Origin of the sequence: Limosilactobacillus mucosae (assembly GCF_046939755.1) — a bacterium.
Taxonomy (GTDB): Bacteria; Bacillota; Bacilli; order Lactobacillales; family Lactobacillaceae; genus Limosilactobacillus; species Limosilactobacillus mucosae_A.
This window is the reverse complement of record NZ_JBKZAY010000005.1, coordinates 45,894-58,185: the sequence shown is the minus strand read 5'-3', so window position 1 is coordinate 58,185 and position 12,292 is coordinate 45,894. Positions and strand designations below refer to the sequence as shown.

At 48.8% G+C, this 12,292-nt stretch carries 11 protein-coding genes; all 11 read right to left on the bottom strand.

The window, feature by feature from the left end; genetic code table 11:
• Nucleotides 1–2 precede the first annotated feature (2 nt).
• Nucleotides 3–281, bottom strand: coding sequence for a 30S ribosomal protein S16 (gene rpsP, locus ACLUWI_RS03045; protein WP_033935155.1), 279 nt, complete (start codon nucleotides 279–281; stop codon nucleotides 3–5).
• A gap of 289 nt (nucleotides 282–570) precedes the next feature.
• A complete protein-coding gene (locus tag ACLUWI_RS03040; RefSeq protein WP_412146118.1) occupies nucleotides 571–1,317 on the bottom strand; it encodes a hypothetical protein in 747 nt (248 codons plus the stop codon).
• Between the two features lie 10 nt (nucleotides 1,318–1,327).
• On the bottom strand, nucleotides 1,328–2,185 hold the full coding sequence (locus tag ACLUWI_RS03035) for an ATP-binding cassette domain-containing protein (protein WP_412146117.1): 858 nt from the start codon (nucleotides 2,183–2,185) through the stop codon (nucleotides 1,328–1,330).
• Nucleotides 2,166–2,549, bottom strand: coding sequence for a GntR family transcriptional regulator (locus ACLUWI_RS03030; RefSeq protein WP_412146116.1), 384 nt, complete (start codon nucleotides 2,547–2,549; stop codon nucleotides 2,166–2,168). Before ACLUWI_RS03030 ends, ACLUWI_RS03035 begins: the two co-directional genes overlap by 20 nt.
• Nucleotides 2,550–2,864: 315 nt before the next feature.
• Nucleotides 2,865–4,316 (bottom strand): signal recognition particle protein, encoded by a 1,452-nt coding sequence (ffh, locus tag ACLUWI_RS03025; protein WP_412146115.1) that lies wholly within the window; start codon nucleotides 4,314–4,316, stop codon nucleotides 2,865–2,867.
• A 119-nt stretch (nucleotides 4,317–4,435) separates the two neighbouring features.
• Nucleotides 4,436–4,777, bottom strand: coding sequence for a putative DNA-binding protein (locus ACLUWI_RS03020; protein ID WP_412146114.1), 342 nt, complete (start codon nucleotides 4,775–4,777; stop codon nucleotides 4,436–4,438).
• 12 nt (nucleotides 4,778–4,789) lie between these two features.
• Nucleotides 4,790–6,568, bottom strand: coding sequence for a signal recognition particle-docking protein FtsY (gene ftsY / locus ACLUWI_RS03015; RefSeq protein WP_412146113.1), 1,779 nt, complete (start codon nucleotides 6,566–6,568; stop codon nucleotides 4,790–4,792).
• A 20-nt stretch (nucleotides 6,569–6,588) separates the two neighbouring features.
• Nucleotides 6,589–10,152, bottom strand: a complete 3,564-nt coding sequence (gene smc / locus ACLUWI_RS03010) for a chromosome segregation protein SMC (protein ID WP_412146112.1) — start codon at nucleotides 10,150–10,152, stop codon at nucleotides 6,589–6,591.
• 16 nt (nucleotides 10,153–10,168) lie between these two features.
• Nucleotides 10,169–10,915: a ribonuclease III gene (gene rnc / locus ACLUWI_RS03005; protein ID WP_412146111.1), complete on the bottom strand. Its 747-nt coding sequence runs from the start codon at nucleotides 10,913–10,915 to the stop codon at nucleotides 10,169–10,171.
• A gap of 33 nt (nucleotides 10,916–10,948) precedes the next feature.
• The gene (gene acpP / locus ACLUWI_RS03000) at nucleotides 10,949–11,200 is read right to left on the bottom strand and encodes an acyl carrier protein (protein ID WP_006499618.1); all 252 of its coding nucleotides are present in this window, start codon (nucleotides 11,198–11,200) and stop codon (nucleotides 10,949–10,951) included.
• A gap of 49 nt (nucleotides 11,201–11,249) precedes the next feature.
• On the bottom strand, nucleotides 11,250–12,278 hold the full coding sequence (gene plsX / locus ACLUWI_RS02995; RefSeq protein ID WP_412146148.1) for a phosphate acyltransferase PlsX: 1,029 nt from the start codon (nucleotides 12,276–12,278) through the stop codon (nucleotides 11,250–11,252).
• Between the last annotated feature and the right edge of the window lie 14 nt (nucleotides 12,279–12,292).

The following is a 12,292-nucleotide window of genomic DNA, read 5'->3' as shown; positions in this document are numbered from 1 at the left end:
CACTACTTCTTGGAAGCGTACTTGGCTTCGTGGAGCTTCTTCATGATACCAGCTTTTTGGAACATGTTGCGAACAGTATCTGAAGGTTGGGCACCCTTTTGCAGCCAGTCCATAACGGCGTCTTCGTCGAACTTAACTTCCTTTGGAGTGGTCAGTGGGTTGTAAGTACCCAGCGTCGTGATGAAACGGCCATCACGTGGTGAACGTGAGTCGGCAACCACGATACGGTAGAATGGGCGCTTCTTAGAACCCATACGCTTTAAACGGATCTTTACTGACATTGATTCACACCTCCTTGATTTTTTCTAACAGCTAATAATATACCAGTCATTCAAGTGAATGTAAAGTATTTTTTCTTGACAGGCTAAACTTTTTTCAAAAAAACCCTTTTTAAGAATATCTTCGTCTTCAATCCCCTAGAATCGATAAGCTCCTAGCTAAGATAAACCGCTGAAATCACGGCATTTCACGCCAAGCAATTCAATCCGTATCTAGGCAGCACAATCCAATTTTTATTTACTATCAAGCAAAAAATCCCCGCCCGATTGATAGGCAAGGATCGTTTAATGATTAGTCGCGCCGCAGCTGCATGTGTTTGGCACTGATGCGTGAGACCAGCATCATCAAAAGCGTCCAAACGATTGCTGAGACAACAAGCGTAACCATAATTGCCGTTTTAGCTGCCTGACCAGTCAGATCGATTGACCAGTTTGATCCTATGAACTGGAAGACCCCCAGTTTGATCAACAGTAATGTCAGGTAATAGATGCAAAATGCCGCCAGAATTGGACCGCCAATGGCAACGATTACTTTCCATTTACGATTCAGCAGACTAAAGAAGTAGCCGACTGCCATTGCCGTCATCGTCGTTTCAAACAGCAGCAGCAATTCAAACAAGATCCCCTGCCAAATCGAAACGCTGCTATTAATGATAAAAGCCTCTGCTGGATGACCATCTGCCAAGATTTCAAAGAGCACGATCAGAACTTCTTGAACCAGCGTAATGATAACCGCGCTGAGCATCTGAGAACGCCACATGGTCTTACGCGAGATGCCGTTTTGAATCGTCCATTTAAAAGTGCTGTATGGTGTGATCAAAAAATAGAAGAATGGCACAAAACTAAGGACAAAGCTCCAAGAACTGAAGATGCCGCGCAGATCACTGCCGAAACTGCTCCAGCCTATGTGTCCTAAAATTAGGTTCAGGATGGCAAAGAAAGCCTGAATTGCCGCCAGCCAGACTGCAGCGATCACAAATCCCTTGCCACAGCGGTACAGATCAGTCTGCACCACGATTTTTTGTTTTGATGAAATCATAATTCTCCCCCTATTTGTTCGTCAGATAGATAAAAGCCTGCTGCAGGTCCGGATGCTTGATTTGAATCTGATCCGGAATCTCCTTTTCTTCACTCAGCGCGCCACGTACGAACGCGGTCTTGATGCCGGCTAGACTGCGCGTTCCCAATACATTTTGATCCTTAACGTACTCTTCAACCAGCATTGCCGGACCGCTGATTACAAACATTTCGCCTAATAGATCATCCACATCGGCGTCAACGGTAATCTTTTCATTATCCAAGATAAAGACGTGCTCAACCAGCTGCTGAATCTCTTCAATCAGATGCGTTGACAACACATAGGTCTTGACGTTTTCTTCATAAGCCTTGAGCAGTTCTTGGTAAAAAACGTCGCGATGGTTGGCATCCAGTCCCAGAATCGGTTCATCCAAGAAAACATAATTAGCATTGACCGATAATGCCACGATCAGCTTAGCCGCCGTCTGCAGACCGGTCGAAAGATTACTCAGTTTTACGTTCTCGTCTTGAATATCAAATTCCTTTAACAGCCGCCGTGCCCGATTAAAATTAAAGCTGCCATAAGAAAGATCCGCCATTTCCCACATTTGTTTCAAAGTCACGTGCTTAGGATAGAGACTGACCTCGCTCATCAGATAAAACTGCGTTAATGCCGCGTCATTATCATTGATATCATCATTCCCCAGCTTAATCGTACCGCTGTTTGGCAGGATTCGATTAACGATCAGATTCAATAGCGTTGACTTGCCAGCTCCATTGCGTCCCAGCAGCCCGTAAATCTTACCTGGCGCAAGCGTCAGACTGATATCGTCCAAAATCGTCTGCCGCCCATATTTTTTGGTAAGTTGACTAACCTTTAATAGTTCCATCTTGATACCCCCGTTTGATCAATTCGATTAGATGCTCTTCAGTGATTCCCAGCTTGCTGGCCTCTTCCAGCAGGCTTTTAATATAGTTTTCATAAAATGTGTCTTTACGTTCTTCAACTATCTTGGCTTGAGCTCCCGCTGCGACAAACATTCCCAAGCCGCGATGCTTTTCTAACAGCCCCCGATCAACCAGCTGTCGCATGCCTTTGAGCACGGTCGCCGGATTGATATGCAGCTCTTGAGAAAGCTGCGTAGTTGAAGGCGCCTGCTCTCCTTCCTTCAACAGACCGGTAAAGATCATATCTTCCAGCTGATCGGCAATCTGTTGATAGATTGGTTCCGTTTGGTCAAATTCAAATTGCATGACCAACCCTCCCTATTCATCCTCTTAGTTAATTACATAAGTAACTAACTAAATAATACCAAAGCTTTTATTTTTTGCAAGCTCTAAAAATAAAATAATTCCATTGATCAATCCCCAGCCTTGGTATACAACGGATTTTTAGAATCATAACTTTTGTGAACTGATTTGGTCAGCCCTTTTGCTGGTCCGTGAGTATCAAATACCTCATTACCCCCAAAATAAAAACCCCGCCTCGCAATCGAGACAGGGTATTGAATGAACAGAAAACTGCTCAGGACTGATTTATATCGTCAACCAAGTTTTGATCGGCTGATTTTAGCGGCGCTTGTGCTTGTTGCGCAGTTTCCGCAATTTTTGCTGCTGACGCTTCTTAGCCTGACGCGCCATGCGATTCATCGCCATTTGGCCCATCTTGCCGCCCATGCCAGGCATCTGACCGCCCATCATATTCTGCAGACCGCCAAAATTGCCATTAGTGACCTGCTTCATCATTTTGCGCATCTGATTGAACTGCTTGATCATCCGGTTGACCTCGACGATTGGCCGCCCAGAACCTGCTGCCAGCCGACGCCGCCGACTTGGGTTCATCAGATCGGGATTTTCCCGTTCCTCAGGCGTCATTGACAAAATAATGGCCTTGATGTGGGCAAACTGCTTTGGATCAATGTTGATGTTCTTTAGCGCAGGATTATTGGCCATCCCCGGCATCATCTTTAAGATGTTTTCCAGTGGGCCCATCTTGGTAACCTGGTCCATCTGCTCCAAAAAGTCATTATAGTCAAACTCATTGGCCCGCATCTTGTCCATGGTTTCTTGAGCCTTTTCTTCATCGAAATTCTTCTGAGCCTTTTCAATCAGGGTCATCATGTCCCCCATGCCCAGAATTCGCGAAGCCATCCGGTCGGGATGAAAGACATCGAGGTCCTCCATCTTTTCACCTTCACCGACAAACTTGATCGGCTTGCCAGTAACGGCGCGAATCGACATCGCCGCCCCACCACGAGTATCGCCATCAAGCTTGGTCAAAACAACGCCAGTGATATCCAGCTTATCGTTAAAGCCTTGCGCTGTTTTAACCGCGTTTTGACCAGTCATGGCATCGACAACCAGCAGAATTTCATTTGGTTGAGTCAGATTTTTGATATTGACCAACTCATCCATTAATTGCTCGTCAATCTGCAGCCGCCCAGCCGTATCGATGATTACATAGTCGTTATGATTCTGCTTAGCCTGCTCCATCCCGTCTCTAACAATGTCAACGGGATCTTTTTCGGTTCCTTCCTCAAAAACCGGCACGCCAATCTGATCAGCAACCTGCTGCAGCTGCGTAATTGCGGCTGGTCGGTAAACGTCGGCCGCGATAAACATTGGCCGGGCGTTTTCTTCGCTTTTCAGACGCAATGCCAGCTTACCGGCCGTCGTCGTTTTACCGGCACCCTGCAGCCCGACCATCATGATTACGGTTGGAATGTGCGGTGCTTTATTCAGCGGTACGGCTTCCTCACCCATCAGCTTGGTTAATTCTTCATTAACGATTTTAACGATCTGCTGTGCTGGATTTAAGCCTTTTAGAACCTCAGCCCCAGCTGCCTTTTCGCGTACCGTTTTAACAAAGTCTTTAACTACAGCAAAGTTAACGTCGGCTTCCAAAAGTGCCAGGCGGATCTCGCGCATGGTTTCGCGCAGATCGGCTTCCGTAACTTTAGGCTTGCGCCGCAGTTTCTCCATCGCTTTTTGCAGGCGATCAGTCAATCCTTCAAATGCCATTTTTTTCTCCTCTTTTCATCGCAGCTGCTTAATCGCAGACGATGAGGTTAATTTATAGTTCAAACATTCCTTATTATACCAAAAAGCCGGCCAACTCAAAATGAACCGGCCAGCTTATTTTATTCTTCTTCCATGTTTTCCATGTTGGCGATCAGATTATTCAGCTCAGCGTCATTAGGATAATGCTCCTTGACGTAGCGCTGAATTCGATCTGCCTGGCGATTGCGCATCTCAAAATCGGCATACAGATGCAGCTTGTCCTCATAGCTTTCCAGAATCTTTTCGGTCCGCTTAATGTTGTCATAGACCGCTTGCCGCGAAACTTCAAATTCTTCGGCAATCTCGCCCAGCGAATAGTCATCGGCATAGTATAGCTGAATATATTCGTTCTGTTTTTTGGTCAGCAATGGCTGGTAAAACTCAAACAGCGCGTTGATGCGCTCGTTTTTTTCGATATCCACGGCCGCCACCTCTTATTTTTCGACAACCAAGCCCTTGAACAGTCCGTAGACAAAATCGCTGGCATCGAATTTCTGCAGATCGGTAACCTTTTCGCCCAGCCCGACATACTTAACCGGCAGATGCAGCTCATTGCGAATGGCCAGGACAATCCCACCACGCGCCGTTCCATCAAGCTTGGTCAGCACGATTCCGGAAACGTCCGTGCTTTCCTTAAACAATTTGGCTTGATTCAGCGCGTTTTGACCAGTCGTTGCATCCAATACCAACAGGACCTCATGCGGCGCATCTGGAATTTCACGAGCCATGATCCGCTTCATCTTGGCCAGCTCGTTCATCAGATTGACCTTGTTTTGTAGCCGTCCTGCCGTATCAACCAGCAGAATGTCGTAGTTTTCTTCCTTGGCCTTCTTGACCCCATCAAAAACGACTGCCGCTGGATCACCATTGGCCGGCCCCATAACGATATCAACACCATCGCGCTTAGCCCAGACATCCAGCTGTTCAACGGCCCCGGCTCTAAACGTGTCACCAGCCGCCAGCAGCACGCGCTTGCCTTCATCCTTAAAGCGCTTGGCCATTTTACCGATCGTAGTCGTCTTGCCAGCACCATTGACCCCGACAAACATAATCACGGTTGGGCCTTCCTTGGCAAAGTTCAAATCGGGATTTTCATCCTTGCCAGCGTCTTCATACAGATCCACCATCTTTTCAATGATGACATTGGAGACATCCTGCTTGCTCTTGGCATTTTGCAGCTTAACTTCTTCGCGCAGCTCATCAGAAATCTTCATCGCCATATCATAGCCGACATCTGATTCGATCAAAAGGTCTTCCAAGTCTTCAAAGAAATCCTCGTCAACGTGACGGAAATTAGCCAAGAAGTGGTTTAATTTGGCTCCAAAACCGGTCCGTGACTTTTTCAGACCGCGATCATACTTTTCAGTCGTCGATTCTTCGGCCTGGGATTCCGCAGCAGTTTCAATATCTTCATCTTTTTGTTCAACCGTGACGTCGGTTTCGGCTTGCACTGCTGCAGCTGAATCATGGTCAATGGCTGACTGTGGCTCAGTTATCTTAGCTGGCTGTTCAACCTTTTCTTCAGCCACGACTGCTTCTTTGACCATCGCTGTAGTCGCGCGCTCATCGGCTGCGGTTGAGCTGGTATTTTCGCTGGCAGACTGCGATGCGGCCTGTTCAGCTGCTGTTTCATCGCTGATGGCTTCTGATGCAGCTTGTGATTGAACGGATTCAACCTGAGCGGCTTGTTCTTCGGCGGCCGTGGCGCTTTGCTCGGCGGCTTCGGCCTGTGCTTTTTCAATGGCAGCCTGCTCTGCTTGGCGTGCGGCATCAGATTGAGCAACTTGTTCTTCAGCAGCCGCGGCGCTTTGCTCGGCGGCTTCGGCCTGTGCTTTTTCAATGGCAGCCTGCTCTGCTTGGCGCGCCGCATCAGATTGAGCAGCTTGTTCTTCAGCGGCCGCAGCCGATTCCTGCATGGCAGCTGCCGTTTCTTGATCAATTTCATCAGCCGGTGCTTTTTGAGCATTCACCGCACTGGCTGCTTCAGATTCAGTCACAGTGCTTTGACTGGCCACGTTGTCACTAGCCACAGTTTCAGGCGCGGTGCTTTCACTGCCCGCGTGCTCGCTCACCTCAGATTCAGCCGCGGTACTTTCACTGGCCGTACTTTCACTGACCGAGGCCTGGCTTTCAGCTTTTTCACCAGCAGCTGATTCAGGTGCTTCCTCTTTTTTCTGCTTGGACTTACGACGGAAAATATCAAATAATCCCATTTTTACGCCTTCTTTCTAACCTAATTGCGATCATCGCTATTGAGCGCTTCTTCAACATCAACGGAAACCATCTTGGAAACCCCAGACTCCTGCATGGTAACCCCATACAAGACATTAGCATTCATCATGGTTCCTTTTCGGTGCGTAATTACGATAAACTGCGGGCCATCCTCGCCGAAACGACTGAGGTACTTGGCAAATCGATCAACATTGACCTCATCCAGAGCAGCTTCGGGCTCATCCAAAATGGCAAATGGCACCGGCCGCACCTTTAAAATGGCAAATAACAGCGCAATTGCCGTCAGTGCTTTTTCACCACCAGAAAGCAGGCTCAGCTGTTGATTGCGCTTGCCAGGCGGTTGGGCCATGATATCTACCCCACTGGCCAAAACGTCATCCGGATCCGTCAGCACCAGTTTAGCCTGACCGCCTTCAAAGATCGTGGCGAACGTTTCGGTAAAGGCGGCTGAAACTTCTTTAAAAGTCTTGATAAAGCGCGTCTTAACCTGTTCATCCATCGCATCCATGGTTTCCTTAAGCTGATCTCTGGCCTTTTCCAAGTCAGCTTTTTGACCAGACAAGAAGTCATAGCGCTCCGAAATACGTTCATATTCCTGAATCGCGCCGGTATTGACCGGACCCAGTTCATCCAGACCGCGTTTCAAAAGCTTCAGCTGCCGGTTCAATTCATCATCAGGCAACGGACTGAGCTCTTGTCTGGCATCGGCAAGCGTCATTGAATAGGTTTCGCTTAAACGATTCAGTCCTTGATCGATCAGCATCTCCAAGCGGGCCCGCTGCGACTTGATGCCGGAAAGGTCTTCAATAGCCGCGCGCTGTAATGCCTGCAGGCGATCGTTTTGCTCATTAGCATCCTGCAGCTGATCATTCAGCGTCGTCAGTTTTTCATCACTGGATTTCAACTGATTCTGCGCATCGTGAAGCTGCTGTTGCGCCTCTGCCAATGCGGCGGCCGTTGTCTGGCGATCATCGGCTTGCTGCTGATCATCATGGTCAAGCAGCTGCAATTGCTGCTGCAGACTGGTTAAATGCTCATTGGTATCGTCTTGACGCGTCTGCAGTTCCGTGCGCTGCTCTTTGGCCTGGCGCAGTCGTTCACGCGCCACGGCCAGCCACTGCTGCATTTCATGAAGCTGTTCAAGCTGAGCACTGGCGTTGTTTTGCAGATCATTTTGCTGCTGCTTGGTCTTCTCCATGGCAGCCTTAAGCTGTGTCAATTCATCAAAAAGCTGCTGTTCGTTTTGTTTGGCTGCGGCCATCTCCTGGGCAAACTGATCTGGATTGCCGGCTGCATTGGCTTGATAGTCTAAAGCCTTCAACTGCCGCTTGAGCTCAGCCAGCTGACTGTCAGCGAGCTGCTGATTGGCCTTGGCTTCACTGAGCTTTTGATTGGCCTGGGCAGTCTCGTTCTGCAAAACAGCCAGCGTTTGCTGATTGCTCTGCCTTGCCTGTTCCAACTGCGCTACTTTTTGTTCCAGTTCACTGGATCGCTGCTGTTGTACCTGCAGTTCTTGTTTCATCTTCTCAACCATTTGCTGCTGGCTTAACAGACCAATCCGCTGGCTGCGGCTGGCCCCACCAGTCATTGCCCCGCTGGTGTTGATCAGCTGACCGTCCAGCGTGATGACGCGAACCTGGTGCTGTCCTTCTTTGGCGATCAGAGTGGCATGATCAAGATTATCAGCCACGATCGTATTGCTCAGCAGATGATCGATCACGACTTGAAAGCGCGGATCATATTGAATCAGCTCACTGGCACGACCGACGAAGCCAGGCAGCGTGCGCAGGCGTTCCAGATTGCGAGGCTGATAGCCGCCCCGCAGCGTATCCAATGGTAGAATCGTTGCCCGGCCGCCCCGCTGACGAACCAGATAGTTGATAATCTGCTTACCATCGTTTTGCGTGGCTACGACCAGATGCTGAAGCTGACCGCCTAAAACGGTTTCCAGTGCCGTCGTATAGGCTTGCGGCACCTTGATCAGCTCACTGACCGGACCATACAGACCATTAAACTGCCGGCGCTGCTTTAAGACGTTCTGTACCCCGCTGTAATAGCCGGTATAATCGGCCGCCATTGCCTGGTAGTTTTTTACGCGGTTTTTACACGATCGCACATCCCCCAGCGCTTGATACCAGCTCTGTTGAACATGCTCATACTGCGTCTGCAATTGGGCCTGTTGAGCTTTTTCTTGATCGAGCTGCTGAGTTTTGGCTTGCTGTTCTTTTTGAGCAGCAATCACGAGCTGCGCCTGCTGATCAGCATTCTGCTGGGCATTACGCAGCCGTTCCTGCACGTTTTTCAGTTCATCGCTGTGCTGCTGATATTGATTGAGCGCCTGTTCATGGCTGCGCTGCAAAAATGTCTGCTGGTTATGTGCCGCAGCTTGTTTCTGCATCAGATCAACCTGCTGATCACGCATAGATTCCAGCTTCTGAGCCAGTTGCTGTGCCCGCTGTTCCGCACTTTGCGACTTGGCCTCATTGAGCGCTTTTTGGTGTTCCTTAATCGCCTGCTGCTGATCGGCAATCGTCTTATCCTGCTGTAGGAGCGCCTGTTCAGTTGCGGCCAGCTGCTGTTTGAGCTCATTTTTCCGGGCAAGCAGGCGCTGTTTTTCATTTTCACGCTGTTCAAGTCTGACAGAGGAAAGCGACTGTTTACTGTTAAGCTTGCCTATGATCGTCGTAGCATCCAGAATCTTTTGCTGCAGCTCATCTTTGACCGTCAACAGCCGTTTTTGCTGGGCCTGCTGCTGGGACAATGTTTGCGCGGCAGCCTTGGCTTGTTCGTCATATTCAGCCGCCATTGTCTGCGCCTTTTCCTGCTTAGCAATAACCTGTTTTAGCGTAGCCTGATTTGAATCCAGCTCACGGACGGTCCGCGTCTTGTCAAGCAGATCAAACTTGCCTTTTTGCTCCAGATAGTCTTGGGCCAACGCACTCTGCTCGGCTAATGGCTCCAACTGATCTTCCAGCTCGGCAACGATGTCATTGACCCGGTTGAGGTTTTCTCGCGTCGTATCCAGGCGTTTTTCAGCGGTTGCCTTATTTTGTTTATATTTTGACACTCCAGCGGCCGTTTCAATAATGGCGCGACGATCGGCTGGCTTGCCATTAAAAATCTCGGCAATCCGGCCTTGTGAGATCACAGAAAACGATTCGCGACCAACGCCAGAGTCTACAAACAGATCAACAATATCTCTTAAGCGAACCTGCTGATTATTGATCAAATACTCGCTGTCACCATTTCGATACAGCTTGCGCGTGATCTTGAGCTCGGAAAAATCACTGTTTAGATAATGGTCACTGTTGTCAAAGGCAATCGAAACCAGTGCTCGATTTAATGGCGCACGGTCTTCAGAACCATTAAAGATGACATCCGCCATTTTGTTACCACGCAGAGTTTTGGCTGACTGTTCACCCAAAACCCAGCGAATGGCCTCGATAATATTTGACTTCCCACTGCCATTGGGGCCAATGATTCCGGTCATTCCCGGACGAAATTCAATTGTTGTTGGTTGGGCAAATGACTTAAAGCCATCCAACGTAAGCGACAATAAGCGCATTGGGATTCCCTGCCTTTTAGTTATTTTTGCGCAGCTGATTCAAAGCTGCCTGTGCCGCCTGCATTTCAGCGTGCTTCTTTGAGCTGCCGATCCCCTGAGCAATCGGTTTACCGTTTACGCTGACGCTGACTTTAAACTGCGGATTATTTTCAGTGCCAGCCTCGCTCAAGAGATGGTATTCAATATCGACATCGCCGTTGCGCTGCAAGAATTCCTGCAGACTGGTCTTGGCATCAACGGCGTGGTCAAACCAGCCCATATCCAGTTTCGGGAAGATGACGCGGTGAATGAATTTTTCCACGGCATCGCGACCCTGATCCAGGTACAAAGCGCCAATAAATGATTCAAAAATGTCGCACAGCAGACTGGCCCGCTGCCGAGCACCGGCCATTTCCTCACCATGCCCCAGGCGAATATATTGATCAAAGTGACATTCCTTGGCAAACTTGGAAAAACTGTCCTCACATACCATGGCTGCCCGCAGTCGTGTCAATTTACCCTGCGGCAGTTCGGGAAACCGCTTGTAGATGTATTCTGAAACGAATAGCTGCAAAACCGCGTCACCTAAAAACTCGATCCGTTCATAATATTTCAGTCCTTGATGCGGATGCTCATTGACATACGATGCCTGCGTAAAGGCCTCGGCTAAAAGATCCGGATTATTGAAATGGATGCCAAACTCCTTGGCAAGATAGTCTTCTAGTTCTTTAATGAGAAAAACTTCCTTTCGTGTAATTTCTATTGAAAAAAAGACCGCCGACAAAGTAATGCTTCATCGCGGTCCCGGTGATTTTGCTTATTTTTTGTCCTGTTGATGGGCAGCGATGTAATCAACCACTTCACCGATCGTGCTGAGCTTTTCGGCTTCGCTGTCTTCGATTTCAGCACCAAAAGTATCCTCGACTTCCAGAACGAATTCTACAAAGTCAATGGAATCGGCATCCAGGTCGGTCTTTAAGTTCAGGTCTTCCGTAATTTTGGCCCGATCAATGTCAAAGTGATCGGCTACGATTGATGAGACCTTGTCAAAGATTTCCTTTTTATCCATCGTCTGTTCTACCTCTCAATTTTAATTTGAACTAACTTGTCCTATTGTATTAGTTTTTGGGCTGATTGTCCATGTTTTCCTCGGGACTGAAGTAATCAACAGCTTCTTTTATAATCCCAGTCTGAATCATGGTGCGAATCTGGCCAATCGTATTCTTGACCGCAACGGCATCCGCAGAACCATGCGTCTTAACGACTGGCGCCTTCAAGCCAAGCAAGACGGCTCCTCCATAGGTCGACGTGCTCATCTGCTTGGCAATGTTTTTAAAGACAGGCTTTAAGAATAGGTAGCCAATCTTAGCCCGTAGACCGCCATTTAAGATTCCATTCTTGATCAGCTTCAAAAACATCTTGGCAGTTCCCTCGGTGGCCTTTAAAGCCGCATTGGCCGTCCACCCATCGCTGACTACGACATCAGCCTTGCCAACCAGCAAATCGCCGGCTTCCACGTTGCCGATAAAGTTCAGATTATCTTCGGCTTTAAGCAGCTGATGAACTTCCTTATGCAGTCGGTCACCTTTGTCTTCTTCAGCACCGTTGTTAAGCAGCGCCACCCGTGGATTTTCGATTCCCAGCACGCTTTCGGCATAGAAACGGCCCAAATGAGCATACTGAACCAGATTGCGCTCCTTGGCCTCGGCATTGGCACCACTGTCAAGGTAGACAAAACTGTGCCGTGAGCTGCCTGGTTCCGCAATTGGCAAAACGCTGGTCAGCCCCGGCCGATCGATTCCCTTGATGCGGCCAACAATCAGCAGACCAGCTGCCAGAATCGCACCGGTATTACCAGCCGAAAAAAAGGCATCGGCCTGTCCTTCCTTAACGGCTTGCGCGGCCCGAACGATTGATGAGTCTTTTTTACGGCGAATGGCCCGCACTGGTTCTTCGCCCATTTCAATTTCTTCAGTGGTTTTTACCAAATGCAGCCGCGTCTGATCCTTAATCAGCGGTTCAACTTTTTGCGGATCCCCGTACAGATCAAATTCCAAATCGGTATACTGATCACGGGCTGCTTCAACCCCAGCAACGATTGCCTGGGGTGCGTGGTCGCCTCCCATAGCATCTACGGCAATTTTAATCATTCTCTTCTCTC

Coding starts and splice junctions, on each gene's coding strand:
- rpsP (WP_033935155.1), bottom strand. CDS start 281: ATGTCAGTAAAGATCCGTTTAAAGCGTATGGGTTCTAAGAAGCGCCCA.
- ACLUWI_RS03040 (WP_412146118.1), bottom strand. CDS start 1,317: ATGATTTCATCAAAACAAAAAATCGTGGTGCAGACTGATCTGTACCGC.
- ACLUWI_RS03035 (WP_412146117.1), bottom strand. CDS start 2,185: ATGGAACTATTAAAGGTTAGTCAACTTACCAAAAAATATGGGCGGCAG.
- ACLUWI_RS03030 (WP_412146116.1), bottom strand. CDS start 2,549: ATGCAATTTGAATTTGACCAAACGGAACCAATCTATCAACAGATTGCC.
- ffh (WP_412146115.1), bottom strand. CDS start 4,316: ATGGCATTTGAAGGATTGACTGATCGCCTGCAAAAAGCGATGGAGAAA.
- ftsY (WP_412146113.1), bottom strand. CDS start 6,568: ATGGGATTATTTGATATTTTCCGTCGTAAGTCCAAGCAGAAAAAAGAG.
- smc (WP_412146112.1), bottom strand. CDS start 10,152: ATGCGCTTATTGTCGCTTACGTTGGATGGCTTTAAGTCATTTGCCCAA.
- acpP (WP_006499618.1), bottom strand. CDS start 11,200: ATGGATAAAAAGGAAATCTTTGACAAGGTCTCATCAATCGTAGCCGAT.